29 protein-coding genes are annotated in these 24572 nt (G+C 55.2%); 17 read left to right on the forward strand and 12 right to left on the reverse strand.

Annotated features, from left to right (window positions below):
• Positions 1–94: 94 nt before the first annotated feature.
• On the reverse strand, positions 95–382 hold the full coding sequence (gene yjfN, locus M8013_RS11380) for a DUF1471 family protease activator YjfN (RefSeq protein WP_271267914.1): 288 nt from the start codon (positions 380–382) through the stop codon (positions 95–97).
• Positions 383–518: 136 nt separating this feature from the next.
• Positions 519–848 (reverse strand): biofilm peroxide resistance protein BsmA, encoded by a 330-nt coding sequence (bsmA, locus tag M8013_RS11385; protein ID WP_271267915.1) that lies wholly within the window; start codon positions 846–848, stop codon positions 519–521.
• A 138-nt stretch (positions 849–986) separates the two neighbouring features.
• On the opposite strand from bsmA, the gene yjfP reads away from it, so the two are divergent.
• On the forward strand, positions 987–1718 hold the full coding sequence (gene yjfP, locus M8013_RS11390; protein ID WP_271267916.1) for an esterase: 732 nt from the start codon (positions 987–989) through the stop codon (positions 1716–1718).
• On the opposite strand, the gene ulaR is transcribed toward yjfP, so the two are convergent.
• The gene (gene ulaR / locus M8013_RS11395; RefSeq protein WP_271267917.1) at positions 1715–2470 is read right to left on the reverse strand and encodes an HTH-type transcriptional regulator UlaR; all 756 of its coding nucleotides are present in this window, start codon (positions 2468–2470) and stop codon (positions 1715–1717) included. The genes yjfP and ulaR overlap by 4 nt on opposite strands.
• A gap of 109 nt (positions 2471–2579) precedes the next feature.
• The gene (gene ulaG, locus M8013_RS11400) at positions 2580–3644 is read right to left on the reverse strand and encodes an L-ascorbate 6-phosphate lactonase (protein WP_271267918.1); all 1065 of its coding nucleotides are present in this window, start codon (positions 3642–3644) and stop codon (positions 2580–2582) included.
• Positions 3645–4001: 357 nt separating this feature from the next.
• Between ulaG and ulaA the strand changes: the two genes are divergently transcribed.
• Genes ulaA through M8013_RS11430 form a run of 6 tightly spaced genes read left to right on the forward strand, consistent with a single transcriptional unit; the run spans position 4002 to position 8412 of the window.
• Positions 4002–5399: a PTS ascorbate transporter subunit IIC gene (ulaA, locus tag M8013_RS11405; protein WP_271267919.1), complete on the forward strand. Its 1398-nt coding sequence runs from the start codon at positions 4002–4004 to the stop codon at positions 5397–5399.
• A 15-nt stretch (positions 5400–5414) separates the two neighbouring features.
• Positions 5415–5720, forward strand: coding sequence for a PTS ascorbate transporter subunit IIB (gene ulaB / locus M8013_RS11410; protein WP_271267920.1), 306 nt, complete (start codon positions 5415–5417; stop codon positions 5718–5720).
• A 9-nt stretch (positions 5721–5729) separates the two neighbouring features.
• A complete protein-coding gene (gene ulaC / locus M8013_RS11415; RefSeq protein WP_271267921.1) occupies positions 5730–6197 on the forward strand; it encodes a PTS ascorbate transporter subunit IIA in 468 nt (155 codons plus the stop codon).
• A 12-nt stretch (positions 6198–6209) separates the two neighbouring features.
• Positions 6210–6863 (forward strand): 3-keto-L-gulonate-6-phosphate decarboxylase UlaD, encoded by a 654-nt coding sequence (locus tag M8013_RS11420; RefSeq protein WP_271267922.1) that lies wholly within the window; start codon positions 6210–6212, stop codon positions 6861–6863.
• A gap of 9 nt (positions 6864–6872) precedes the next feature.
• Positions 6873–7739: an L-ribulose-5-phosphate 3-epimerase gene (locus tag M8013_RS11425; protein ID WP_271267923.1), complete on the forward strand. Its 867-nt coding sequence runs from the start codon at positions 6873–6875 to the stop codon at positions 7737–7739.
• The gene (locus M8013_RS11430; protein ID WP_271267924.1) at positions 7726–8412 is read left to right on the forward strand and encodes an L-ribulose-5-phosphate 4-epimerase; all 687 of its coding nucleotides are present in this window, start codon (positions 7726–7728) and stop codon (positions 8410–8412) included. Before M8013_RS11425 ends, M8013_RS11430 begins: the two co-directional genes overlap by 14 nt.
• A gap of 77 nt (positions 8413–8489) precedes the next feature.
• Here M8013_RS11430 and yjfY read toward each other — a convergent pair whose 3' ends face one another.
• Positions 8490–8765: a DUF1471 family protein YjfY gene (gene yjfY, locus M8013_RS11435; protein ID WP_271267925.1), complete on the reverse strand. Its 276-nt coding sequence runs from the start codon at positions 8763–8765 to the stop codon at positions 8490–8492.
• Positions 8766–9089: 324 nt separating this feature from the next.
• Here yjfY and rpsF point away from each other — a divergent pair, with 324 nt between their 5' ends.
• From rpsF to M8013_RS11460, 5 genes are all read left to right on the forward strand, one after another.
• Complete coding sequence (rpsF, locus tag M8013_RS11440) at positions 9090–9485, forward strand: 30S ribosomal protein S6 (RefSeq protein ID WP_271267926.1); 396 nt, start codon at positions 9090–9092, stop codon at positions 9483–9485.
• A 6-nt stretch (positions 9486–9491) separates the two neighbouring features.
• A complete protein-coding gene (priB, locus tag M8013_RS11445) occupies positions 9492–9806 on the forward strand; it encodes a primosomal replication protein N (protein ID WP_271267927.1) in 315 nt (104 codons plus the stop codon).
• Positions 9807–9810: 4 nt separating this feature from the next.
• Complete coding sequence (gene rpsR / locus M8013_RS11450; RefSeq protein WP_002210155.1) at positions 9811–10038, forward strand: 30S ribosomal protein S18; 228 nt, start codon at positions 9811–9813, stop codon at positions 10036–10038.
• A gap of 39 nt (positions 10039–10077) precedes the next feature.
• Positions 10078–10527: a 50S ribosomal protein L9 gene (gene rplI, locus M8013_RS11455; protein WP_271267928.1), complete on the forward strand. Its 450-nt coding sequence runs from the start codon at positions 10078–10080 to the stop codon at positions 10525–10527.
• Positions 10528–10679: 152 nt separating this feature from the next.
• A complete protein-coding gene (locus M8013_RS11460) occupies positions 10680–11621 on the forward strand; it encodes a DMT family transporter (protein ID WP_271267929.1) in 942 nt (313 codons plus the stop codon).
• Between the two features lie 13 nt (positions 11622–11634).
• On the opposite strand, the gene M8013_RS11465 is transcribed toward M8013_RS11460, so the two are convergent.
• Positions 11635–12273 (reverse strand): OapA family protein, encoded by a 639-nt coding sequence (locus tag M8013_RS11465; protein WP_271267930.1) that lies wholly within the window; start codon positions 12271–12273, stop codon positions 11635–11637.
• A 231-nt stretch (positions 12274–12504) separates the two neighbouring features.
• On the opposite strand from M8013_RS11465, the gene fklB reads away from it, so the two are divergent.
• Together fklB and cycA are read left to right on the forward strand one after the other, a co-directional pair.
• Entirely contained in the window at positions 12505–13125 is a 621-nt protein-coding gene (gene fklB, locus M8013_RS11470) for a BamJ family beta-barrel-assembly machinery protein (protein WP_271267931.1), read from the forward strand.
• A 308-nt stretch (positions 13126–13433) separates the two neighbouring features.
• Entirely contained in the window at positions 13434–14843 is a 1410-nt protein-coding gene (gene cycA / locus M8013_RS11475; protein WP_271267932.1) for a D-serine/D-alanine/glycine transporter, read from the forward strand.
• 99 nt (positions 14844–14942) lie between these two features.
• On the opposite strand, the gene ytfE is transcribed toward cycA, so the two are convergent.
• Positions 14943–15605, reverse strand: a complete 663-nt coding sequence (gene ytfE / locus M8013_RS11480; RefSeq protein WP_271267933.1) for an iron-sulfur cluster repair protein YtfE — start codon at positions 15603–15605, stop codon at positions 14943–14945.
• A gap of 242 nt (positions 15606–15847) precedes the next feature.
• Here ytfE and M8013_RS11485 point away from each other — a divergent pair, with 242 nt between their 5' ends.
• Complete coding sequence (locus M8013_RS11485) at positions 15848–17497, forward strand: methyl-accepting chemotaxis protein (protein WP_271267934.1); 1650 nt, start codon at positions 15848–15850, stop codon at positions 17495–17497.
• Between the two features lie 76 nt (positions 17498–17573).
• On the opposite strand, the gene M8013_RS11490 is transcribed toward M8013_RS11485, so the two are convergent.
• From M8013_RS11490 to M8013_RS11500, 3 genes are all read right to left on the reverse strand, one after another.
• Entirely contained in the window at positions 17574–18539 is a 966-nt protein-coding gene (locus tag M8013_RS11490) for a DMT family transporter (RefSeq protein ID WP_271267935.1), read from the reverse strand.
• Positions 18540–18614: 75 nt separating this feature from the next.
• Positions 18615–19439 (reverse strand): AraC family transcriptional regulator, encoded by an 825-nt coding sequence (locus tag M8013_RS11495; RefSeq protein WP_271267936.1) that lies wholly within the window; start codon positions 19437–19439, stop codon positions 18615–18617.
• A gap of 81 nt (positions 19440–19520) precedes the next feature.
• Positions 19521–20369: an SDR family oxidoreductase gene (locus M8013_RS11500; protein ID WP_271267937.1), complete on the reverse strand. Its 849-nt coding sequence runs from the start codon at positions 20367–20369 to the stop codon at positions 19521–19523.
• 89 nt (positions 20370–20458) lie between these two features.
• On the opposite strand from M8013_RS11500, the gene M8013_RS11505 reads away from it, so the two are divergent.
• The gene (locus tag M8013_RS11505) at positions 20459–20839 is read left to right on the forward strand and encodes a winged helix-turn-helix transcriptional regulator (RefSeq protein ID WP_271267938.1); all 381 of its coding nucleotides are present in this window, start codon (positions 20459–20461) and stop codon (positions 20837–20839) included.
• Between the two features lie 93 nt (positions 20840–20932).
• Here M8013_RS11505 and cpdB read toward each other — a convergent pair whose 3' ends face one another.
• On the reverse strand, positions 20933–22876 hold the full coding sequence (gene cpdB, locus M8013_RS11510) for a 2',3'-cyclic-nucleotide 2'-phosphodiesterase (RefSeq protein ID WP_271267939.1): 1944 nt from the start codon (positions 22874–22876) through the stop codon (positions 20933–20935).
• A 191-nt stretch (positions 22877–23067) separates the two neighbouring features.
• Here cpdB and cysQ point away from each other — a divergent pair, with 191 nt between their 5' ends.
• Positions 23068–23808 (forward strand): 3'(2'),5'-bisphosphate nucleotidase CysQ, encoded by a 741-nt coding sequence (gene cysQ / locus M8013_RS11515; RefSeq protein ID WP_271267940.1) that lies wholly within the window; start codon positions 23068–23070, stop codon positions 23806–23808.
• Here the strand turns inward: cysQ and M8013_RS11520 are convergent.
• Positions 23802–24359: a YtfJ family protein gene (locus M8013_RS11520; RefSeq protein ID WP_271267941.1), complete on the reverse strand. Its 558-nt coding sequence runs from the start codon at positions 24357–24359 to the stop codon at positions 23802–23804. The genes cysQ and M8013_RS11520 overlap by 7 nt on opposite strands.
• Between the last annotated feature and the right edge of the window lie 213 nt (positions 24360–24572).

Here is a 24572-nt window from a genome sequence, read left to right on the forward strand (position 1 = left end):
GTTACAAAAAGGTCGCAGGGTAGTAATGACAAGGATAATGGAATTGTAAATATTAAAAAGCCACTATTATTGAGTGGCTTTTTATCGTTGCTTTTCAGGCATAAAGTATGGCTTGTACCCGCCAGCGATCAACATGGCTGTCTTCCTGCATTTTAATGATGCGATACCACGAGGCACCTTGCTCGTCAGCTTTAAGCGCAATCATGCGCTCAACATCTTGCGGACTCCCTGAGATATCACTCACGGAAATCAGTCCAATTTCATTTAAACCTGTTACGCAATCCGCGCTGGCAAATTCGGCTGACTGCGCGGCCGTACTCACCAGACCGGCCGAGAGTAACAGTGAGGTCAAAGCAAGAGATCGTTTCATCGTCAGCTCCATTTTACGTGTCCCCGGTATCCGCCGGGCAATCCTTCGCAAATAAACTCACTTCCATTGTCATAGGCACGGAGTTTATTGTGGACAGGAAAACGTCTATGGACGCAAAGCAGTGTAAATATCGTTTAAATACCGGTCATTACTTCCGGTATAAAATGGCCTGCGAGTACCATTGTCCCGTCACGATAGTTTCATCGACGAGGATAATGACGTAGTAATCTGCTTTTGCGGCGACGGCTTTTGCTTTAATGGCATCTTCCACATCGTCCGGGGAGCCACGCTCAAGTGCGGTGACCGTGCCCATTCGCTGTAATCCTTCCGTTTGATTACGACGAATCTCTTGTGGATGATCGGCGACCGCTGGTGCGGGTTGCGGCGTACCTTGCAGTGCGCTACATCCGCCTAACAGCAGCATCAGCATTAAAGCAGCAAACCTTCGCATAACCCAATCTCGTTTCCTGATAGCCATAGTGTAGATCTCTGTTAATTTGATTTTGGGGGAATGTTCCCAAACTGTTATCTGTGGCGTAATTTTCGAATGAAAATTTGGCGAAAGCGTAAGCCAGTTCTCAACATTATGAATCACCCATTAGCATGAGGCTCAACAATGATTGAACTCGAAATACGACAGTTTGGCGATCGTGAGATTGTACACGCCGTTCCGGCAGGAAGGGGGGCTCATCCCCTGCCGGTTGTTATCTTTTATCATGGGTTTACCTCCTCTAAGCTGGTTTACAGCTATTTTGCGGTCGCCCTCGCGCAGGCCGGTTTTCGGGTGGTGATGCCGGACGCCCCGGATCACGGTGCGCGTTTTACGGGGGATGAACAGGCGCGGCTCGGGCAGTTCTGGCCGATTCTGCACGGCAACCTCACTGAATTTGCCGGGCTACGGGATGCGTTGTATCAGGCCGGACTGGTGCAGGACGAGCGCCTGGCGGTGGCCGGAGCGTCGATGGGGGGCATGACTGCGCTGGGGATCATGGCGCGTCACCCGGAGGTGACATGCGTGGCGAGCCTGATGGGCTCCGGCTATTTTACCACCCTGGCCCGTACGCTGTTTCCACCGCAGCAGCCTGAGGCGTTCGACACAGCCGTTGCTCCGCTTGCCGACTGGGACGTGACCACGGCGCTGCCGCGACTGGGCGATCGTCCGCTGCTGCTCTGGCACGGTGAAGAGGATGACGTGGTGCCTGCCGCAGAGACGTTCCGTTTACAGCAGGCGTTGCAGCGAGAAGGGCTGGATAACCAGCTAACCTGTTTATGGGAAGCGGGGGTGAAGCATCGCATCACGCCGACCGCCCTGGATGCCACGGTGGCGTTTTTCCGCCAGCATCTCTAAACGCGCAGGATAGTCACTCCCTGATCTTCCAGTTTCTGGAGGATCTGGGGATTGGCGCTTTTACCGGTGATAACCAGGTCTATCTGCTCGGCGCGGCTGAACAACATCCCGGCGCGCTCACCGACCTTGCTGCTGTCGACCAGCACCACCAGCTTGCCGACCACGTTCAGCATGTTCTGCTCGGCCATCGCTGTCAGCATATCAGTCTTATACAGTCCCTCGGCGGTTAGCCCTTTACCGCTGGTAAACATCCAGTGTCCGGCATACAGCGTGTTCTCGCTGTCCTGCGGACTTAAGGTAATGGACTGGCTCTTGTTGTACTGCCCCCCCATGATCACCACGCTCTCGTGCTCCTGATCGATCAGGTAATTAGCCAGCGGCAGGTAGTTAGTGATGATCTGCACCGGCTTGCCGCACATCTCGCGGCCCAGTAGAAATGCGGTTGAGCCGCAGTTGATCACCACGCTTTCGCCCGGATTGACCAGCTGCGATGCCGCCCGGGCAATACGTACTTTCTCGTCGTGATTCTGTGCCTGGTGAATATTCATCGGCGACCAGCGCGGACGCTGCTGGCTGATGCCTTCTGCACCGTTGCGCACTTTTTTCAGTTTGCCGCTTTCATCCAGCTTGTTGATATCCCGGCGTGCGGTGGCGGGTGAAACGCCCAGTCTGGCAATTACCTGTTCGACGGTAACAAAGCCCGTCTGTGCCAGGAGTTCCAGTAATATTTGGTGTCGCTGTGCTTCTGTCATGAGCTATTCCGAAATAAATTGATTTCAAAAGATGATATTTGAAATAGCCTGAAAATACTAAGCAAAAGATGGAATCGCCGGGCAGGTTGCCCGGCGATGGTATGAAGAATTACAGGAACGATTTGAAAGGTAAATCCGGTTCAATCGTAAAGCAGTCGTCAAAACCGCGCGGATAATGATACTCAAAATTATCCTTATCCAGCGGCCAGGTAAATTTGCCACCCACCTGCCAGATAAACGGCTTAAAGCCATATTTCAGGCGGTCTTTTTTCATCTCCCACAGCACGCGGATTTCCTGCGGATCGGCCTGGAAATTCGACCAGATATCATGGTGGAACGGGATCACTACTTTCGTGTTCAACGCTTCCGCCATGCGCAGCATATCGGCGCTGGTCATTTTATCGGTGATGCCGCGTGGGTTCTCACCATATGAGCCCAGCGCCACGTCGATATGATGCTCATTGCCGTGTTTTGCATAGTAGTTGGAGTAGTGAGAATCGCCGCTGTGGTACAGCGTACCGCCGGGAGTGTTGAACAGGTAGTTCACCGCGCGCTGGTCCATGCCGTCCGGCAGAATGCCTGCCGCTTTCTGATCCGCAGGAAGGGTGATCAGTGCGGTGCGGTCAAAGGCATCCAGGGCATGAATTTCAATGTCTTTGATTTTCACCACATCGCCCGGTTTCATCACGATGCAGCGTTCTTTCGGCACACCCCAGCCGATCCATAAATCAACACAGGTCTGCGGGCCGATAAATGGCACGTCGTCAGGGCAGTTTTGCATGACCGCTGCGGCGACATTTACATCAATATGGTCGTTATGGTCATGTGTCGACAGCACGGCATCGATCTGGCGAATGGCAAAAGGATCAAGTACAAACGGGGTGGTGCGCAGGTTAGGCTGCAGCTTTTGAACGCCCGCCATGCGCTGCATCTGGTGCCCTGCTTTCATCAATGGGTTGCCGTGGCTTTGCTTGCCCGTCCCGCACCAAAAATCGACGCAAATATTCGCGTTGCCTTCTGATTTCAGCCAAATCCCCGTACAGCCCAGCCACCACATGGCAAAGGTGCCTGCAGCGACCTGCTCCTGTTCAATCTCTTCATTCAGCCAGCTGCCCCACTCCGGGAACGTGCTCAGGACCCATGATTCACGGGTGATGGTGTTCACTTTACTCATTTTCCAGACTCCCTTTTTTATCATAAGTAATCATATGGTGATTTGTTTTGATTTATACTGGCACCGGAGAATCAATAATGCAACGGCATTTTGGCCGTTTCGTTTCTCATGTGATGCTCGTCCCAAATGAGGTCAGCATTACCTTTTGTAACGACGTTTTTTATTAATTAATTGAATTATAAGATTTTATGTAGAGGTAAATCGTTGAAGTTAAAGCCATTGCCCGGAGTGTGGAAATAATTTGCGTGATACATCACAAATAATCAAATTCAATCTTGTGGTGATTATTTGTGATTACTAGAGTGGGGGCACTTTCGCACAAGCATCGCGCATCGTGCTTCCCTATCGGAGAGTGTTATGGAGATCCTCTACAGCGTCTTTACCGTGTTTTTTAATCAGGTAATGACCAACGCCCCGCTGCTGCTGGGTATTGTGACGTGTCTGGGCTATATCCTGCTGCGCAAAAGCGTGAGCGTGATAGTCAAAGGCACCATCAAAACCATCATCGGCTTTATGTTGCTTCAGGCGGGTTCGGGCATTTTAACCAGCACCTTTAAGCCGGTCGTCGCCAAAATGTCGGAGGTGTACGGCATTAATGGCGCGATATCCGACACCTATGCCTCAATGATGGCCACCATTGAACGGATGGGCGACGCCTACAGCTGGGTGGGCTACGCGGTACTACTGGCGCTGGCGCTGAACATCATTTATGTCCTGCTACGCCGGATAACCGGCATCCGCACCATCATGCTGACCGGCCACATCATGTTCCAGCAGGCTGGGCTGATTGCCGTATCTTTCTATATTTTCGGCTATCCAATGTGGACCACCATTATCTGTACTGCGGTACTGGTGTCGCTCTACTGGGGTATCACCTCCAATATGATGTACAAGCCCACTCAGGAAGTGACTGACGGCTGCGGTTTTTCTATCGGCCATCAACAGCAGTTTGCCTCGTGGATCGCCTACAAAGTGGCGCCGTTCCTCGGCAAGAAAGAGGAGAGCGTTGAAGATCTTAAGCTGCCAGGCTGGCTGAACATTTTCCATGACAACATCGTCTCCACGGCGATTGTGATGACCCTTTTCTTCGGTGCGATCCTGCTTTCCTTTGGCATTGACGTTGTGCAGGCGATGGCCGGAAAAACCCACTGGACTATCTACATCCTGCAAACGGGCTTCTCGTTCGCCGTGGCGATTTTCATCATCACCCAGGGCGTGCGTATGTTCGTTGCTGAATTATCCGAAGCCTTCAACGGCATCTCTCAGCGTCTTATCCCCGGCGCGGTGCTCGCCATCGACTGTGCGGCTATCTATAGCTTTGCGCCCAATGCGGTGGTGTGGGGCTTTATGTGGGGCACCATCGGCCAACTGATTGCGGTCGGCATCCTGGTTGGCTGCGGCTCTTCCATTCTGATCATTCCTGGCTTTATCCCGATGTTCTTCTCCAACGCCACGATCGGCGTATTTGCTAACCACTTCGGCGGCTGGCGCGCGGCGCTCAAGATTTGCCTGGTGATGGGCATGATTGAAATTTTCGGCTGCGTCTGGGCAGTAAAACTCACCGGGATGAGCGCCTGGATGGGGATGGCGGACTGGTCGATTCTGGCGCCACCCATGATGCAAGGGTTTGCTTCCGTCGGCATCGTCTTTATGGCCGTCATTATCCTGATTGCACTGGCTTATATGGTCTTCGCCGGGCGCGCATTACGCGCTGAAGAAGACGCAGAAAAACAACTGGCAGAGCACTCTGCTTAATAAGGAGTTCTGATTATGACCGTACGTATTCTGGCTGTATGTGGCAACGGGCAAGGCAGCTCCATGATCATGAAAATGAAAGTGGATCAGTTCCTGACCGAGCAAGGTGTTAATCACACGGTAAACAGCTGCGCCGTCGGGGAGTACAAAAGCGAGCTCAGTGGGGCAGACGTGATCATAGCCTCGACCCACATCGCCGGCGAAATCACGGTGTCAGGCAATAAATACGTGGTGGGCGTACGCAATATGCTCTCTCCGGCAGATTTTGGCCCAAAACTGATGGAAGTGATCAACGCGCACTTTCCGACAGATGTGAAATAAGGGAGCGCCATGAAATTACGTGATTCACTGGCCCAGAACCACTCCATCAAGCTGCAGGCAGACGCCAGCAGCTGGCAGGAAGCGGTAAAAATCGGTGTCGACTTACTGGTTGCGGCCGATGTGGTCGAACCCCGTTATTACCAGGCCATCCTCGATGGCGTTGAGCAGTTTGGCCCGTACTTTGTGATTGCCCCGGGGCTGGCGATGCCGCACGGCCGCCCGGAAGAGGGCGTTAAAAAAACCGGTTTTGCGCTGGTGACGCTAAAAACGCCGCAGGTGTTTAACCACGACGACAATGACCCGGTCGATATCCTGATCACCATGGCGGCGGTTGATGCCAATACCCATCAGGAAGTGGGGATCATGCAGATCGTCAATCTGTTCGAAGATGAAGCCAATTTTGACCGTTTACGTGCCTGCCGCAGCGAGCAGGACGTGTTGGATTTAATCGACCGCGCCAATGCGGTGGCAGTTTAAGAGGGAATGAATATGTCACAGTTACCGATGCTCCAGGTTGCGCTGGATAACCAGACGCTGTCTCACGCGTATGAAACCACACGTCTTATCGCCGATGAGGTCGACATCATTGAAGTGGGCACCATCCTTTGCGTGGGAGAGGGCGTGCGCGCCGTTCGCGATCTGAAAGCCCTGTATCCGCACAAAATTGTGCTGGCGGACGCCAAAATCGCCGATGCGGGCAAGATCCTGTCGCGGATGTGTTTTGAAGCCAATGCCGATTGGGTCACGGTGATCTGCTGTGCTGACATCAACACCGCCAAAGGAGCGCTGGAGGTGGCGAAAGAGTTCAACGGCGATGTGCAGATTGAACTGACGGGTTTCTGGACCTGGGAACAGGCAAAAGAATGGCGCGATGCCGGTATTCAGCAGGTGGTGTATCACCGCAGCCGTGATGCACAGGCCGCAGGCGTTGCCTGGGGAGAAGCGGATATCAGCGCGGTGAAACGTCTGGCAGACATGGGCTTTAAAGTGACCGTGACGGGTGGACTGGCGCTAGAGGATCTACCGCTGTTCGCCGGTATTCCGATTCACGTCTTTATTGCCGGTCGCAGCATTCGCGATGCGGCCTCTCCGGTTGAGGCTGCGCGCCAGTTCAAACGTTCCATCGCCCAGCTGTGGGGATAAGGAGCGGCTATGTTAAGCAAACAGGTTCCACTTGGGATCTATGAAAAGGCCCTCCCCGCCGGGGAGGGCTGGCTTGAGCGACTGCAGCTCGCCAAAAAGCTGGGTTTTGATTTTGTCGAAATGTCGCTGGATGAAACCGATCTGCGTTTGTCACGTCTGGACTGGTCGTGTGAACAGCGGCTGGCGCTGGTGGCTGCTATTGCCGAAACCGGCGTGCGCGTGCCGTCGATGTGCCTTAGCGCCCACCGTCGCTTCCCGCTCGGCAGCGAAGATAATGCGGTGCGCCATCAGGGGCTGGAGATCATGCGTAAAGCCATTCGCCTGGCTCAGGACGTGGGCATCCGCGTTATCCAGCTTGCGGGTTATGACGTTTACTATCAGGACGCGAACGATGAAACGCGCCGCCGCTTTCGCGAAGGGCTGAAAGAGAGCGTCGAGATGGCGAGTCGTGCCCAGGTGACGCTGGCGATGGAGATCATGGATTACCCGCTGATGAACTCCATCAGCAAGGCGCTGGGCTACGCCCACTACCTGAATAACCCGTGGTTCCAGCTCTATCCCGATATTGGCAATCTCTCCGCGTGGGATAACGACGTGCAGATGGAGCTACAGGCCGGAATGGGACACATCGTCGCGGTACACGTCAAAGACACGCGCCCGGGCGTGTTTAAAAACGTTCCCTTCGGCAGCGGGGTGGTGGATTTTGAACAGTGCTTTACCACTCTCAAACAGAGCGGCTATTGCGGACCTTATCTGATTGAGATGTGGAGCGAAACCGCTGACAACCCGGAGCATGAAGTCGCAAAAGCACGCGACTGGGTACTCGGGAAGATGGCGCAGGCCGGGCTGGTGGGAGGTGAGAATGCAGCAGCTTAAGCAGCAGGTATTTGAGGCAAACATGGATTTACCGCGTTACGGCCTCGTCACCTTTACCTGGGGAAACGTCAGCGCCATTGACCGCGCGCGCGGGTGGGTGGCAATCAAACCCAGCGGTGTGGCCTATGACAGCATGGGCGTCGACGATATCGTGGTGGTGGATCTCAGCGGCAAGGTCGTCGAGGGAAAATGGCGACCCTCTTCCGATACGGCAACCCATCTGGCGCTTTATCAGCGTTATCCCTCTATCGGCGGAGTGGTGCACACCCACTCGACGCATGCGACCGCCTGGGCGCAGGCCGGGCGGTCGATCCCCGCGCTGGGTACCACCCATGCGGACTATTTCTTTGGCGATATCCCCTGTACGCGGGCATTAACCGAAGAGGAGGTGCAGGATCGCTATGAGCTCAACACCGGCAAGGTAATCATTGAGACGCTGGGCGACGGCGAACCGCTGCACAGGCCGGGGATTGTCGTTTATCAGCACGGGCCCTTCGCCTGGGGTAAAGTCGCCCACGATGCGGTGCATAACGCGGTGGTGCTGGAGGAGGTAGCCAGAATGGCGTGGATTGCGCAGGGCATTAATCCGCACCTGCAGCCGATCGACAGCTACCTGATGAACAAGCATTTTATGCGCAAGCATGGTCCAGATGCCTATTACGGACAAAAATAAAAAAAGCCCCCGGGCAGGGGGCTAATCACTATGACAATATTCTCGTTGTTGGCTTTCCTGGTGCTAGCGTCAAAGCATTACCGATAGATATCTGCGCTGACGTGCATATTGCCGTTGCTGCCCGGTTCACGGGTGAGCATGACGTGATAGTAGCGGGCATCCCGCGCATCGGCTTCTGCGTTAATCGCTTCTGTGGCTTCACTTTCCGTAGCGAAGTTATGGTTGATATAAATGACGCCCAGACTTTGCACATCATCCATATTTCTGGCCTGTCGGCTATCAACCTTTATGGCTGCTGTCGCGTTTGCACTGAGCAAAAGCGCAGCCAGAATGGCAAGGGTGATCTTTTTCATGATATGCGCTCCACGACAACCTACGGTGCGACGATATTCACTTCTGCTGATTAAAGTGTAATCACTAATCTGGCGGGCTATCGCGACCATTTCTGATGCTGTTGTTCAAAAAAACGGCGCAATGGCGTGGGAGTAATGGTAAATCACCCACTTAGACTGACTTTGCGCTTTGTGCGAATTATTTGCGCAATCAGCTTGAGTTTCCAGGGGGTGGCAAGTATTATGGCGCGTCAATTTTTCAGCCGCCCTTTAATCACGTTCCTTGCCTCCATGGGCCGCGGCTGACCCAGACAGGAGGCTGAATAATCCGTAAGGAGCAATTCGATGCGTCATTACGAAATCGTTTTTATGGTCCATCCTGACCAGAGCGAACAGGTTCCGGGTATGATCGAACGTTACACTACTGCAATCACTGCAGCAGAAGGCACGATTCATCGTCTGGAAGACTGGGGCCGCCGTCAGCTGGCTTACCCGATCAACAAACTGCACAAAGCCCACTACGTTCTGCTGAACGTTGAAGCTCCGCAGGAAGCGATCGATGAGCTGGAAACTAACTTCCGCTTCAACGACGCCGTTATCCGTAGCATGGTAATGCGTACTAAGAACGCAGTTACTGAAGCATCTCCGATGGTTAAAGCGAAAGACGAGCGCCGTGAGCGTCGCGATGATTTCGCAAATGAAACCGCAGATGATGCTGATGCTGGGGATTCTGAAGAGTAATTTCTGATGACCAACCGTCTGGTGTTGTCTGGCACTGTGTGCAGGCCCCCCCTTCGTAAGGTCAGCCCATCAGGAATTCCTCACTGCCAGTTCGTGCTTGAGCATCGTTCAGTGCAGGAGGAAGCCGGGTTTCACCGGCAGGCGTGGTGCCAAATGCCCGTTATTATTAGCGGACACGAAAACCAGGCCATTACTCACAGTATAACGGTCGGTAGTGCAGTAACCGTTCAGGGGTTCATTTCTTGCCACAAGGCAAAGAACGGTCTGAGCAAAATGGTTTTGCATGCCGAGCAGATTGAATTGATAGATTCTGGAGACTAGCCAAATGGCACGTTATTTCCGTCGTCGCAAGTTCTGCCGTTTCACAGCGGAAGGCGTTGTTGAGATTGATTACAAAGATATCGCAACGTTGAAAAACTACATTACCGAAAGCGGTAAAATTGTCCCGAGCCGTATTACCGGTACTCGTGCAAAATACCAGCGTCAGCTGGCTCGCTGCATCAAGCGCGCTCGCTACCTGTCCCTGCTGCCGTATACCGATCGTCATCAGTAATCGGCCGCCGTCTATTAACGACTTTAAGAGGATAAGGTAATGCAAGTTATTCTGCTTGATAAAGTAGCAAACCTGGGCAGCCTGGGTGATCAGGTTAACGTTAAAGCGGGTTACGCACGTAACTTCCTGGTACCACAGGGTAAAGCTGTTCCAGCTACTAAGAAAAACGTAGAGTTTTTCGAAGCACGCCGTGCTGAACTGGAAGCCAAACTGGCTGACGTTCTGACTGCTGCTAACGCTCGCGCTGAGAAAATCAACGCACTGGGCACTGTTACTATCGCGTCTAAATCTGGCGACGAAGGTAAACTGTTCGGTTCCATCGGTACCCGCGACATCGCTGACGCTGTAACTGCAGCTGGCGTTGAAGTAGCTAAGAGCGAAGTTCGTATGCCGAACGGCGTTCTGCGTACCACCGGTGAGCACGAAGTGGACTTCCAGGTTCACAGCGAAGTATTCGCGAAACTGGTTGTTAACGTTGTTGCTGAGTAAGTAATTACTCGTCACTACGTCGAAGCGCCGGCCTTGTGCCGGCGTTTTGCTTTTTAACGCGACCCGCTTCGCCTTTTTAGCTTGTATGGTAGCTATTCCTGCCGCATTCTCTGATAATAAAATGAAACACCATTTTATCTCTGAGATTTGCTATGGACTCCGTTCTGCCCACCCCTGTTTTTGCGCGTAAAAATATCGCCTATGCCAGCGCGACGCTCTGTTGCCTGCTCTGGGGTAGCTCGTATCCGGCGATTAAAAGCGGCTATGAACTGTTTCAGATCGCCACCGATGATATTCCCTCAAAAGTGGTCTTTGCCGGTTATCGGTTTGTCTTTGCAGGCCTGCTGTTGCTGCTGTTTGCTCTCGCCCAGCGTAAACCTATTGCCAGACTCACTCCACGCCAGTTTGGCCAGCTGACTGTGCTTGGCCTGACGCAGACGGCGATCCAGTACACCTTCTTTTATATCGGCCTCGCCTACACCACGGGCGCGAAAGGTTCGATCATGAACGCGACGGCTACCTTCTTCAGCGTCATGCTGGCGCACTTTATCTATCAGAACGACAAAATCAGCTTCAACAAAGCCCTCGGCTGTATCCTCGGCTTTGCGGGAGTCATGCTCGTTAACTTTAACAGTGGCTTGCAGGACTTTCATTTTGTCTGGAATGGCGACGGTTTTGTGGTGCTGGCGGCCTTTATCCTCTCTGCCGCCACGCTGTATGGAAAACGTATTTCCCAGACGGTCGATCCTATGGTGATGACCGGCTGGCAGCTGGCAATGGGCGGAGTGATGCTGGTAGTGGGGGGTTATGTGACAGGCGGTACGCTGGAAGTGCACAGCGTCAAAGCCGCGGCAGTGCTGGGCTATCTGACGCTGCTCTCCTCGGTGGCCTTTGCGCTGTGGAGTTTGCTGCTGAAGTACAACCGCGTCAGCATGATCGCGCCGTTCAACTTTATCGTCCCGGTGGCCGGAACGGTGCTGTCCGCTATCTTCCTCGGGGAAAATATTCTGGATATCAAATACGCGATTGCGCTGGTTCTGGTCTGTTCCGGTATCTGGTGGGTTAACAAGGCGAGCAAAAAGCCCGCCCTGTGATCCCGGCGAAGGGCTATTTAATTCGCAGGAAGCTGCCATCTGACTGACGGGTAAACAGCACCTGCTGACCATTACCGCTGTCAATGGTCAGGCCCGTCACTACGCCGCTGGCGTTCTGGCGGATCTGCACCATCTGCCCGTTTTGCAGGTTGCTCAAAGGCTTGCCTGCGCCTTCGACCTGCGCCATCGCATAAACATCGGTAGGCGGCAGGCTATGGTCGCGGAACAGCTGCGCCATTGTTTTGCCTGGTTCAACGCGATAGGTCCGCCACTGCTGTTCGATTCCCGGTGGTTGCTGCTGGGATTGTACCGGGGCGGCAGCCTGCTCCTGCGGTTGTTCCTCCTGGATAGGCTCGGGTTCTATCGGTGCCATCTGACCTGGATCGTTTGACGGTGCGACCAGCTGTGTCTGCATTGGCTGTGAGTCGGGCTGTGGCTGCGATTGCGAGCGGATATCCAGCTCGGCATCCCGGCGCACGGGTGATGTCTCGCTGTCGTCAGCACCCGGAAGCAAGAAACCTATGATGACCAACAGCATCCCAATGATAATGCCCTTGCGGTGCAGGGGCGGCAGCGGATCCATAATGCGAAAGTTGTCTGGCGCATGCCAGATTTTCGCCAGGGTAGGTTTTATTTCAAATGGCCCGGGCATGGCTTTCCTCCTGCTCCGCGTCGCTTTTATCCTGTCCCGAGAAGTATAGTTTGCTAACTGACTGATGGGCGTAGCAAAGGTGACTTCCGTGACATATTCGGGAATAATCCAGATAGTCTCTATTGTTTCTGTTTCGTCGCAATTTGTCATCTTTCAATAAGACAAAGTTTTACCGGATGGGGGGTGGCTGTTATGCTGCCCGCTACTTTAAATGTGATGGAAGGAAAACCCATGACCACCCCGACTTTTGACACAATCGAAGCGCAGGCAAGCTACGGTATCGGCTTGCAGGTAGGCCAGCAGCTGAGCGAATCAGGCCTGCAGGGTCTGTTACCTGAAGCGCTGGTGGCGGGTATCGCCGATGCACTGGAAGGCAAACACCCGGCGGTTCCGGTGGATGTGGTTCACCGTGCGCTGCGTGAAATTCACGAACGTGCTGACGTTGTACGTCGTGCTCATTTTGAAGAGATGGCCGCAGAAGGCGTCAAATTCCTGGAAGAGAACCGCGAGCGCGAAGGCGTGAACAGCACCGAAACTGGCCTGCAGTTCCGCGTCATCAACCAGGGCGAAGGCACTATTCCGGCGCGCACTGACCACGTACGTGTGCACTACACCGGTAAACTGATCGACGGCACCGTGTTCGACAGCTCCGTAGCGCGCGGCGAACCGGCAGAATTCCCGGTCAACGGCGTGATCCCTGGCTGGATCGAAGCGCTGACTCTGATGCCAGTAGGCTCTAAATGGGAACTGACTATCCCGCAGAACCTGGCGTACGGTGAGCGTGGCGCTGGCGCGTCCATTCCGCCATTCAGCACCCTGGTGTTTGAAGTCGAGCTGCTGGAAATTCTGTAAACGCGTTTTCTTTTTCCTCTCCTCATTCGGGAGAGGAAAATAGTTAAAAAACCTATAGTTACGCGCTAATCAACAGATTATCTTGCAAATGTAGCCGGTGAGTGTATTTTTGTGAGCTGTTTCGCGCTGTATGAGTGATATGACACTCACTTTAAACATATTATTAACATAATATTTAAATCACAGTATTCATCCCGCCGATTCTTACCTAATATCGATGAGTCCTGAAACAGGGCCGTCGCTTTTCGACGTTATAAAAGGCCAGAAGAGCCTAAACAACACAGGCAGTTACAACAGGAATAAATCACATGGTAGATCAGGTAAAAGTCGTTGCCGACGAAGAGGCACCGTCTGAACAATCACTACGGCGTAATCTCACAAACCGTCATATTCAGCTCATTGCCATCGGCGGGGCTATCGGCACCGGGCTGTTTATGGGGTCAGGCAAAACCATCAGTCTGGCCGGGCCGTCGATCATATTCGTGTATATGATCATCGGTTTTATGCTCTTTTTCGTCATGCGTGCAATGGGAGAGCTGCTGCTCTCAAATCTCGAATACAAATCCTTTAGCGACTTTGCCTCCGACCTGTTAGGGCCGTGGGCCGGTTATTTCACCGGCTGGACCTACTGGTTCTGTTGGGTGGTGACCGGGATGGCCGACGTCGTCGCGATTACGGCCTATGCACAGTTCTGGTTCCCCGGACTCTCCGACTGGGTTGCGTCGCTGGCGGTGATTGCCCTGCTGCTGAGCCTCAACCTCGCCACCGTGAAGATGTTCGGTGAGATGGAGTTCTGGTTTGCGATGATCAAAATCGTCGCTATCGTCGGGCTGATTGTGGTGGGTCTGGTGATGGTGCTCACGCACTTTACCTCACCAAGCGGCGTCCAGGCCTCGGTGACCCATCTGTGGAATGATGGCGGCTGGTTCCCGAAAGGGCTGAGTGGCTTCTTTGCCGGTTTCCAGATTGCGGTGTTTGCCTTCGTGGGGATTGAGCTGGTGGGAACGACCGCCGCAGAGACCAAAGATCCGGAGAAATCCCTGCCGCGCGCGATTAACTCCATTCCGATTCGCATCATTATGTTCTACGTCTTTGCGCTGATCGTCATTATGTCGGTCACGCCGTGGAGCTCGGTTGTCCCAACCAAGAGCCCGTTCGTGGAGCTGTTTGTGCTGGTGGGTCTGCCTGCTGCCGCAAGCCTGATTAACTTCGTGGTGCTGACGTCTGCGGCCTCTTCCGCCAACAGCGGCGTGTTCTCCACCAGCCGCATGCTGTTCGGTCTGGCACAGGAAGGCGTCGCGCCGAGCGCGTTCGCTAAGCTCTCTAAGCGTGCGGTACCGGCGAAAGGACTCACCTTCTCCTGTATTTGCCTGCTGGGTGGCGTGGTGATGCTCTACGTGAACCCGAGCGTGATTGGCGCATTTACCATGATCACCACCGTGTCGGCGATCCTGTTTATGTTCGTCTGGACCATCATCCTGTGCTCGTACCTCGTGTACCGCAAACAGCGTCCACAGCTGCATGAGAAATCGATCTACAAAATGCCGTGGGGCAAGGTGATGTGCTGGGTGTGCATGGCGTTCTTCGCGTTCGTGCTGGTCCTTCTGACCCTGGAAGAGGATACCCGTCAGGCGTTAATCGTCACGCCGCTGTGGTTTATTGCTCTGGGACTGGGCTGGATTTTTATCGGTAAGAAACGAATGGCGGGGGTGCGTTAAGCATTAGTGCGGCTGTGTGCCGGGTGGCGCTAGCGCTTACCCGGCCTACGTTCGAGGTCGTTGTAGGCCCGGTAAGGCGAAGCCGCCACCGGGCTTTTTTTATTCCCCGGCCAATGCCCGTGGGAACAGCACGTTATTCTCGAGGCTGATGTGTTCCATCAGATCGTCGATCATCTCGTTAATCCCGTTATACATGGCGCGCCAGGTGGTACAGGCATCCGCCGGTGGGGTCACGTTATCGGTGATGTGTTTGATCACTTCCACCAGTTCACCCGCATCGTCATGCTCGCTTTCCATCACGCTGATCGGCCCCATCGCCTGGCTGCCCATTCCCTGTTTGATCATCGGGAACAGAATCTGCTCTTCTTTCATCATGTGGCTGGACAGCTCCTGATGCAGCATGGTCAGGTTTTTCGCCAGACCGCGCGGGACAGAGGCTTTCTCGGCATGCACACGTTCAACCTTGGTGGCCTGCAAGATCAGCTCTGGCAGCTGTTCGCGGTGGCGATCGTGATAGCGCACGATAATGTGATCGATGATGTCCGCCAGCGGCACGCTGCGCCAGTCTTTCTCCAGCGGCTGCTGGGCCAGGGTCGCCAGTTCTGCTTCGATGAGGTCCAGATCCAGTTCCTTGCGCGATGCTGCACGCGCCAGGGTTTGTTTACCGCCGCAGCAGTAGTCCATATCGTATTTACGGAACAGCGCAGATGCGCGTGGAATGGAGAGCGCCAGCTCGCCTAATGGTTGGTCGCGGTAGGCCATTGCAATTACCTCATCGTCATTTGATAAGGTGTATTTTAAATGCATCTTTATGCTGGGGATATACCCCTTTGGGAGCACGGAGCAAAAAGGAGGGGGATTCACAAAAATTTCTTATGTTTTAACTTGCTGAATGGGTTTAATAATTTCCAAAAACAGAGGTGGTTAGACCACGAAATGTTAAATAACCCGCCAGCCCTGCCGATATGCCTTATCAGACAATACCCTGCAACATAAGGCTTACAATGTTTAAACGTATTAAAGTAATCACCCTGTTAATCTCGGTGCTTTTGATCCTCGGTGCACTGCAAATCATTGCGGCGACGGTCTTTATCAACGCCTTGAATAACGATAAGGATAATTTCAACGTCTCCCAGCTCTCCAGTCAGAACGTGGCGGAGTTTACCGACGCCTGGATTAGCCTGAACCAGGCGCGAGTGACCCTGAACCGCGGCATGCTGCGCCTGCAAAACAACACGGCAACCGAGATTAACGGCACGCAGCTGGGTGAGCTGGTAACAGCAGCGAAAAATCTGTTGGCCGAGGCGCAGGGGCATTACGATAAATATTATGCTCTGCCGGCCACCCCAGGTATGGATGAGAAATTGTCGGAGCGGCTGGAAGAGCAGTACCGCGCCTACTCCTCAACGCTTGCAAAAATGAATGAGCTGCTGGCGCAGGGCAATTTGAACGATATGTTCAAGCAGAATGCCGAGCAGAAGCAGGTTGCCATGCAGGTTGTCTATCGCGAATGGCGTGAAGTGCAGGCGAAACTCTCCAATGCAGGTGTGAGCGAAAACGAAGCTGACTACCAGCGTATCCTGTGGATCCTCTCGGCCATTATGCTGATTGTGGTTGGCGTGATTGTCGCCAGCTGGATTGCGATGCGTCGGGTGCTGCTGCAACCGCTGCATGAAGTGATCGCCCACATTCGCGCCATCTCCGCAGGCGACCTGACGCAGCCGATCACTGCCCACGGACAGAACGAAATGGCGGTGCTGACGATGAACGTCCACGAGATGCAAAAATCGCTGGCGAACACCGTTGGCGTGGTACGCGAAAGCGCGGACACCATCTTCACTGGTGCCGGCGAAATTTCGGCGGGCAGTAACGACCTCTCTTCCCGTACCGAACAGCAGGCGGCCTCTCTGGAAGAGACGGCAGCCAGTATGGAACAGTTGACCGCCACCGTGAAGCAGAACGCCGATAACGCCCGTCAGGCGTCACGTCTGGCGCTGGATGCCTCTTCCACCGCGAAGAAAGGCGGAAGCGTGGTTGAAGGCGTGGTGCGTACCATGGATGAGATCGCCACCAGCTCCAGCAAAATCGCCCAGATCACCAACGTGATTGACGGCATTGCCTTCCAGACCAATATCCTGGCGCTGAACGCCGCGGTAGAAGCGGCGCGAGCGGGCGAGCAGGGCCGTGGTTTTGCGGTCGTGGCAGGGGAAGTGCGTACCCTGGCGCAGCGCAGCGCCCAGGCGGCGAAAGAGATCAAAGGATTAATCGACGATTCGGGCAACCGCGTCAGCGCGGGTTCCGCGCTGGTTAACGAGGCCGGAGAGACGATGGCAGAAATCGTCAATGCGGTGACCCGCGTGACTGACATCATGGGCGAAATCGCTTCCGCCTCTGATGAGCAAAGTCGTGGGATTGATCAGGTCGGCCAGGCGGTCGCCGAAATGGATCGCGTTACCCAGCAGAACGCCTCGCTGGTAGAAGAGTCCGCAGCCGCGGCAGCGGCGCTGGAAGATCAGGCGGCCCGCCTGAACGAGGCAGTGGCGGTGTTTAAAATTACCCGCGGGCAGGCAGTGAAAGCGGCTCCGGTTAAAATCCCCACCGCGAAGGCAAAACCCGTGGCGGCGTTGAACGAAGCCAACTGGGAAACCTTCTGACAGACGCCGGATAGCGCTCGCGCTTATCCGGCCTGTGATGGTATCGCCCGGCAAGCGCAGCGCCGCCGGGCGATACCTACATCTCCGACGCCGGAATAACCCTCGGTTTTTCCGGTTTCGCGCTGACCGCAATCACCACACCCACCACCAACAAAACAATCCCGGCCCCGGTTAACAACGGCGGCACGCTCTGGCGCAGCAAAAAGGTGTACAGCAGCCCTGCCAGCGTTTCGAAGACAATCAATGGCCCGAGAATCACCGTCGGCAGCTTCTGGCTGGCCATGTTCCAGCACAGCGCCCCAACCCATGAACAACAGACGGCGATCGCCACCATCAGGCCGAGAAACACGCCTGGCCGTGGCCCCAGCGGTAGGGCAAACGCCGGCTGTTGCGCATTCAGCCAGACACAGGCGGCCAGATAGCCAATAAGCGAGACTGGCAGCGTCACCAGCGCCTGTGCGGTGGCCCACATCATCGGGTGTTTATCCGGGTTCTCCCGCAGCCAGCGGGCATTGCGCAGGGCATACCACGCCCAGCAGACCACTGAAATCGATGCCAGCAGAATGCCGGAACCGTAGCGCCAGCCGTTGATATCGGCCATCCCGTGACGCAGCTCGGCAATGTTCACGCACGCCAGTCCGAGGGCGATACAAAGCAGGGCGGGCATCATTTTCGACCACGCCAGTTTGCCGTCGCGCTGGCTATACAGCAGGTTGGCGAATACCGGGATCACCACCGGCAGCGTGCCGATAATCATCGTTGAGACCGGGGCTCCGGTGCGCTGAATGGCACTGGCCAGGCACACGTAATAGATCAGGTTGCCCATCATGGTCAGCCCCAGCGCCGTCCACCAGTCCTGACGGGAAAGCTGGCGTAACCGCCTGCGGCCTAGCCACGCCAGCGGCAGGGCGATCAGCCCCAGCGCCAGGTAACGCCCCATCGACTGCAGCATCGCCGGGTACTCCGGCACAAGTAACGGGCCAACAAAAATCAGACCCCACATCAAACCCGCAAGCAGGGCATACAACACGCCGCTAATCATTTTTGCATCCCTTGTTTCTTAACCTGCGGGCAGTGTAGAGGGGTAAAAGGCGGGCGTATTGTATGAGGTTGCGCATTAGCGCTTCGCGACCTGTTTTTGGTAGCGCACGGGGGTGATGCCGTAGCGATGCGTAAACGCGCGGGTCAGATGCGACTGGTCAGTCAGCCCGGTGGCCGCCGCCACCTCAGCAGCCGGAAGCCCCTGGGTGAGAAAGGCTTTCGCGCGCCACAGGCGGATCGCCATCAACATCTGATGAGGGGTAACGTGAAAATGGGCTTTGAACTGGCGCTGAAAATGATACGGACTGAGCGACACCACCTGCGCTAGCTCGTCGAGGGTGAGCGCGTGCATATAGTTGTCATGCAGATACTCGCGCACGCGGTCGAAGCGGTGCGCTCCTTCGCGCAGCACCGGCGCATGGCGCGCCAGTGGCCGGAAGGTCTCAATCAGATCCAGCAGCAGCCCTTTTTGCGCCAGTGGATCCTCGGTGTGCCACAGGCCATAAATCAGCTGGCCGATCTGCTGCGAGCGCCTGGGGTCGTGGCGGGTGACGTCACTGAACCACCAGTGGCGAACGCCGGTCACCTCTTCAAGCAGATCCGGTTCAAGGTAGATCATCCGGTAGCGCCAGCCGTCGGCGGTTTCAGCCTCGCCGGTGTGCAGCTCATCCGGGTTCATGGTGACAACGGAATTGACGGGGGCGACGTATTGGGTGCCGCGATAGCGAAAGCGCTCGGCACCGGCTTCAATCGCGCCGATACCGAAGGCTTCGTGGGTGTGAGGCTCAAACGCGTAGCGGGAGATGTGGGCGTGATACAGCTCGACGCCCGGTACCTGCGCCAGATGGCGAAAGCGCGCGCTGTCTCTCTCATCGAAGAACTGTTCGGGTACGCCTTGCACGGTGAGCCTCCTCGTGGGTCATGCTTTCATTATCAGAGATGACCCACGGGGACGCCACAACAATTAACCACTATGTAACAATTACAGGATGCTTTTGACGCTCTCAGCCAGCGGGGTGGTTGGGCGGCCAATCAGGCTGCTCAGGGTGTGGCTGTCGTCAAACAGACCGCCCTTCGACGCGCCTACATCGGAGTCGGCCAGCATATCCGCAAGACCCGCCGGTAAGCCAAAGCCTTTCAGCGCGGCGGAAAAATCGGCTTCACTCAGGTTCTGATACACCACGTTTTTCCCGCTCTGACGGCTCAGTTCCTCCGTCAGCTCGGCTAATGTCCACGCAGAGTCGCCCGCCAGCTCATATACTTTACCGGCATGGCCTTCTTCAGAAATAACGCGTGCAGCCGCCGCCGCATAGTCGGCGCGGGTGGCCGCGGCGATTTTTCCTTCGCCTGCGGAGCCGATAAACACGCCGTGCTCCAGCGCAGGCGGCGCGCTGGCGAGGTAGTTTTCGCTGTACCAGCCGTTACGCAGCAGGGCATAAGGAATACCCGACGCCGCCAGCGCGTTTTCGGTCTCGACGTGCTCGACGTGCAGGCCCAGCGGGGAGGTATCGGCATGCAGCAGGCTGGTATAGGCGATAAATTTCACGCCTGCAGCTTTTGCTGCGTTGATCACGTTCAGATGCTGTGGCGTGCGCTGGCCGACTTCACTTGATGAGATCAGCAGCAGCTTGTCCACGCCCGCCAGTGCAGTGGTGAACGCGGCCTGGTCGGTGTAATCGGCCTGACGGACGATCACGCCCTGCTGGCTCAGCGCCCCGGCCTTCGCCGGGTTACGTACAATAGCGACCAACTGGCTGGCTGGAACGGTTTTCAGGAGCTGTTCAAGAACGTGCTGGCCAAGCTGGCCGGTGGCACCGGTAATCGCGATCATGATGAATATCCTTCGTCTCAGGTAAGTGTTGTGGCACACTATCACCTTAGCTAACTTTAAGTAAGTACGCACAAAAAGGTAAGTATGAAATGACGAACCCAACGCTTAGCGAGCAAATGCGCGACGGCAATCTCTTCGCGGAGCAGTGCCCCTCCCGGGATGTGCTGAAGCATGTGACCAGCCGCTGGGGCGTGCTGATTCTGGTGGCGCTGCGTCAGGGAACGCACCGCTTTAGCGATCTGCGGCGCAAAATGGGTGGCGTGAGCGAGAAGATGCTGGCCCAGTCGCTGCAGGCGCTGGAGCAGGATGGCTTTATTAACCGCGTCTCGTATCCGGTGGTGCCGCCGCACGTTGAGTACAGCCTGACCCCGCTGGGGGAAGAGGTGAGCGAGAAAGTGGCGGCGCTGGCCGACTGGATTGAGCTGCACTTACCCCAGGTGATGACGAATCGGGATGAGCGTGCGGCGTGATTTCAGGGTGCGGTCTGATGCCCTCACCCCAACCCTCTCCCACCGGGAGAGGGCGCAAACACTAAAAACGGCAACTGGGTTGCCGTTTTGCTTTTACCTGCTTAAATCCACCTGATAAATGGCGAAGCCGATCTCGTCGGTTGCCACCTGTTTCATTGGATACTGTGCCTTCTCTTTGATAAACGCCGCGGCTTTTTCAGTTGGCGCGGTCTCAAAGCGAATATCCAGCTTCACCTTGCTGGCAATCGGAGCCAGACGCCAGTTGTTGTCTGCAGCCGGATGGATCTCGCCCGCCTTTTTCGACTGCTCGCCGATCCACGCCGCCAGCACCGAGCGGTTCTCATCCGGGGAGGCAAACGCGATATGGCTGTCGCCGGTTCCGGCAAACTTGCCGCCGTAGGCGCGGTAGTTATTCGTCGCCACCAGGAAGGTCGCCTTCAGATCAATAGGCTTGCCGTTAAAGGTCAGGTTCTTGATACGTTCTGCCTGCGCATTCACCACCTTGCATTCGCCGTCGTATTTTGCCGGCTGCGAGACATCAATCTGGTAGTCCACACCGTCGATCACGTCGAAGTTATAGGTGCGGAATCCGTCCCAGTTAATCAACGACTGCGGTTGGGTGCTGGCCACATCGATCTGGTTGAACTGCCCGGCAGAACACTCGAGCCACTCCTTCACTTCCTGACCGGTGGCTTTTACCACCACCAGCGTATTCGGGTAGAGGTACAGATCGGCGGCGTTACGGAAGGTCAATTGGCCTTTTTCCACTTCGACGAAGCTGGCCGGATCGTTCTTGCGTCCGCCCACTTTAAACGGCGCAGCGGCAGAGAGCACCGGCAGTTTGGCCAGGTCCGGGTCGCCCTGAATAAAGCGTTCCACGTAGGCTTTCTGCGCCATATTCACCACCTGAACAGTGGGATCGTCCTGCACCAGCGACAGATAGCTGTACATGTTATCGGCGGATTTGCCGATTGGCTTGCTGACGAACTCGCGGGTGGCGTCGTGATCGTGCTTCAGCACCTCGACGATTTTTTTATCCTCACCGACCAGCGCTTTTTTGCCGGCCAGGTCGTAAATCGGACGGGCTTCGGCTTTGGACTGGGTCACCTGCCATTTTCCACCGTCGTTATTCAGCACCAGATCAACCACCCCCAGGTGGTCGCCCCACATGCCTGGCATCACTGACGGCACGCCGTTCAGCGTCCCTTTCGCAATGTCGGCGCCCTTGATGTTGGCGAAGTCCTTGCCCGGGAACACCGCGTGGGCATGGCCGAAGAGAATCGCATCCACGCCCGGCACTTCGCTGAGGTAGTAGACCGAGTTCTCTGCCATCGCCTGATACGGATCGGCAGACAGACCGGAGTGGGCAACCACCACCACCAGGTCGGCACCTTTCTCGCGCATCTCCGGCACATACTTGCGTGCGGTTTCGGTAATGTCGTTAACGGTGACCTTACCTTCCAGGTTCTTCTTATCCCAGGTCATGATTTGCGGTGGGACAAAGCCGATATAGCCAATTTTCAGCGTCTGCGGCTTACCGTCCTGATCGACGACGGACGTCTCTTTGATTAAGTAGGGCGTGAACAGCGGCTTCTGCGTTTTCAAATCGATGATGTTGGCGTTGACGTAGGGGAATTTCGCCCCGGCCAGCGCCATATGCAGATAGTCCAGCCCGTAGTTGAACTCGTGATTGCCGAGGTTGCCGACCGCGTAATCCAGGGTGTTGAGGGCTTTATAAACCGGGTGAATATCGCCTTTTTTCAGCCCCTTCGCCGCCATGTAATCGCCAAGCGGGCTCCCCTGAATGAGGTCCCCGTTGTCCACCAGCACGCTGTTTTTCACTTCGCCACGGGCAGCGTTAATCAGGCTGGCGGTGCGCACCAGACCAAACTTCTCCGTCGGGGCATCTTTGTAGTAGTCAAAGTCCATCATATTGCTGTGCAGGTCGGTAGTTTCGAGAATGCGAAGATCTACCGTCGCTGCTTGTACGCTCGCGGCAATCAGCGTCGCCAGGAGCGTTGCGCTAAACTTAATCATCTGAGGAGTCCTTTTTTCGATCCAGGCCACAAAAGAATATGTATGTATATTGTTTTGCTTACAGAACTGTGAATCCTGCCAGAAAAATCGGCAATGAAACCGGAATTGCTTCACAGATAGCGGATTTATGCACAATGCGATATAAATAAAACAACAAGTTATACCCACTGTCACAAGCAAAGAGGTGGAGAATGTTAGATAAAATTTGTCAGCTCGCACGGGATGCGGGCGAGGCCATTATGCAGGTCTACGATGGCAAACTCCCGATGGACGTTGTCCGTAAAACCGATGATTCACCGGTGACCGCCGCCGATCTCGCGGCGCATGGGGTGATCCTGCAGGGTCTGCAGGCCCTGACGCCCGATATTCCGGTGCTCTCCGAAGAAGACCCGCAAGCGTGGGAGGAGCGTCAACACTGGCAGCGCTACTGGCTGGTGGATCCGCTGGATGGCACCAAAGAATTCATCAAGCGCAACGGTGAATTCACGGTCAATATCGCCCTGATTGAAAAAGGCAAAGCGGTGCTGGGGGTGGTGTATGCCCCGGTGCTGAAGGTGATGTACAGCGCTGCCGATGGCAAAGCCTGGAAAGAAGAGTGCGGCGTGCGGATGCAGATCCACGTGCGCGATGCCCGCCCGCCGCTGGTGGTGATTAGCCGTTCGCATTCCGATAACGAACTGCAGGAGTACCTGCAGCAGTTGGGCGAACATCAAACCACCTCGATCGGATCGTCACTGAAATTCTGCCTGGTGGCAGAAGGGCAGGCGCAGCTTTACCCGCGCTTTGGGCCAACCAACGTGTGGGATACGGCAGCAGGCCATGCGGTCGCCGCTGCCGCCGGGGCGCATGTTCACGACTGGCAGGGCAAGCCGCTTGACTATACCCCGCGTGAATCGTTCCTGAACCCCGGCTTCAGGGTCTCGCTTTACTGACCGAGCAGCTTGTGCAGCAGGGCCGTCACCTGCTGCACCTCTTCTTGCGTTAGCGCGCCGTCTTTCGCCCACTGTACGCGACCTTCTTTGTCCAGCACCGCAACCGCAGAACCCTCTTCTTCCAGCTGCCATGCGCCGCGCGCCACGCCGTTACTGTCGACGATAATCTGCGACCACGGATAGAGCTTTTTATTGCTCTCCAGGCTGTTGCGCACAAACATCCCGGAGCCTGGGATCGCATCATCGGTATTCACAATGGTGGTAGTTTGATAGCGGTCATGGGGGAATTTTGCTGACTTGATCGCTTCTATCAGCGTTGCGTTTTTCTCTTTTGCCGACGAGCGACCAGCAATATGTAGCACCACTCGCACTTTGCCCGCGAGCTGCGCGCTATTCCAGGTTTTGTAGCTAAACTTATCATTGTCGAGGATCAATTCTCCCCGGTCGGCGATGCCCACCGGCGGCACACGTTGTCCCTTCTCAAAATTATGTGCGGAGGCCATCAGTGGCAGCATCAGGAAAGCTGTTGCCAGAATGTTACGTAGAGTCATGGTGTTTCCTTATAATGTGCAGGTGATCCGACCACTTGGTCTTGCGCTTTAATCATAAGTGCGATCAATGCTCTTTACCCGCAATCCCGGTGCCAGAATGCGGAGGAACGCACATAACGGCACAAAAACGATGGCTTATACTGCCTGCATATATCCTTTACATAGATAATTCTGATTAATTGTCATCAAAAGGTAAATAAACTTATGCACACT

The organism is Silvania confinis (genome assembly GCF_025564085.1).
Lineage (GTDB): Bacteria > Pseudomonadota > Gammaproteobacteria > Enterobacterales > Enterobacteriaceae > Enterobacter > Enterobacter confinis.

Coding starts and splice junctions, on each gene's coding strand:
- M8013_RS11460 (WP_271267929.1), top strand. CDS start 10,680: ATGGACTCCGTTCTGCCCACCCCTGTTTTTGCGCGTAAAAATATCGCC.
- M8013_RS11500 (WP_271267937.1), bottom strand. CDS start 20,369: ATGATCGCGATTACCGGTGCCACCGGCCAGCTTGGCCAGCACGTTCTT.
- cpdB (WP_271267939.1), bottom strand. CDS start 22,876: ATGATTAAGTTTAGCGCAACGCTCCTGGCGACGCTGATTGCCGCGAGC.
- yjfP (WP_271267916.1), top strand. CDS start 987: ATGATTGAACTCGAAATACGACAGTTTGGCGATCGTGAGATTGTACAC.
- M8013_RS11485 (WP_271267934.1), top strand. CDS start 15,848: ATGTTTAAACGTATTAAAGTAATCACCCTGTTAATCTCGGTGCTTTTG.
- M8013_RS11420 (WP_271267922.1), top strand. CDS start 6,210: ATGTCACAGTTACCGATGCTCCAGGTTGCGCTGGATAACCAGACGCTG.
- M8013_RS11520 (WP_271267941.1), bottom strand. CDS start 24,359: ATGACTCTACGTAACATTCTGGCAACAGCTTTCCTGATGCTGCCACTG.
- ulaA (WP_271267919.1), top strand. CDS start 4,002: ATGGAGATCCTCTACAGCGTCTTTACCGTGTTTTTTAATCAGGTAATG.
- fklB (WP_271267931.1), top strand. CDS start 12,505: ATGACCACCCCGACTTTTGACACAATCGAAGCGCAGGCAAGCTACGGT.
- ulaR (WP_271267917.1), bottom strand. CDS start 2,470: ATGACAGAAGCACAGCGACACCAAATATTACTGGAACTCCTGGCACAG.
- rplI (WP_271267928.1), top strand. CDS start 10,078: ATGCAAGTTATTCTGCTTGATAAAGTAGCAAACCTGGGCAGCCTGGGT.
- rpsR (WP_002210155.1), top strand. CDS start 9,811: ATGGCACGTTATTTCCGTCGTCGCAAGTTCTGCCGTTTCACAGCGGAA.
- cysQ (WP_271267940.1), top strand. CDS start 23,068: ATGTTAGATAAAATTTGTCAGCTCGCACGGGATGCGGGCGAGGCCATT.
- ulaB (WP_271267920.1), top strand. CDS start 5,415: ATGACCGTACGTATTCTGGCTGTATGTGGCAACGGGCAAGGCAGCTCC.
- yjfY (WP_271267925.1), bottom strand. CDS start 8,765: ATGAAAAAGATCACCCTTGCCATTCTGGCTGCGCTTTTGCTCAGTGCA.
- ulaC (WP_271267921.1), top strand. CDS start 5,730: ATGAAATTACGTGATTCACTGGCCCAGAACCACTCCATCAAGCTGCAG.
- ulaG (WP_271267918.1), bottom strand. CDS start 3,644: ATGAGTAAAGTGAACACCATCACCCGTGAATCATGGGTCCTGAGCACG.
- M8013_RS11425 (WP_271267923.1), top strand. CDS start 6,873: ATGTTAAGCAAACAGGTTCCACTTGGGATCTATGAAAAGGCCCTCCCC.
- M8013_RS11430 (WP_271267924.1), top strand. CDS start 7,726: ATGCAGCAGCTTAAGCAGCAGGTATTTGAGGCAAACATGGATTTACCG.
- M8013_RS11490 (WP_271267935.1), bottom strand. CDS start 18,539: ATGATTAGCGGCGTGTTGTATGCCCTGCTTGCGGGTTTGATGTGGGGT.
- priB (WP_271267927.1), top strand. CDS start 9,492: ATGACCAACCGTCTGGTGTTGTCTGGCACTGTGTGCAGGCCCCCCCTT.
- yjfN (WP_271267914.1), bottom strand. CDS start 382: ATGGAGCTGACGATGAAACGATCTCTTGCTTTGACCTCACTGTTACTC.
- M8013_RS11465 (WP_271267930.1), bottom strand. CDS start 12,273: ATGCCCGGGCCATTTGAAATAAAACCTACCCTGGCGAAAATCTGGCAT.
- bsmA (WP_271267915.1), bottom strand. CDS start 848: ATGGCTATCAGGAAACGAGATTGGGTTATGCGAAGGTTTGCTGCTTTA.
- M8013_RS11505 (WP_271267938.1), top strand. CDS start 20,459: ATGACGAACCCAACGCTTAGCGAGCAAATGCGCGACGGCAATCTCTTC.
- ytfE (WP_271267933.1), bottom strand. CDS start 15,605: ATGGCCTACCGCGACCAACCATTAGGCGAGCTGGCGCTCTCCATTCCA.
- rpsF (WP_271267926.1), top strand. CDS start 9,090: ATGCGTCATTACGAAATCGTTTTTATGGTCCATCCTGACCAGAGCGAA.
- cycA (WP_271267932.1), top strand. CDS start 13,434: ATGGTAGATCAGGTAAAAGTCGTTGCCGACGAAGAGGCACCGTCTGAA.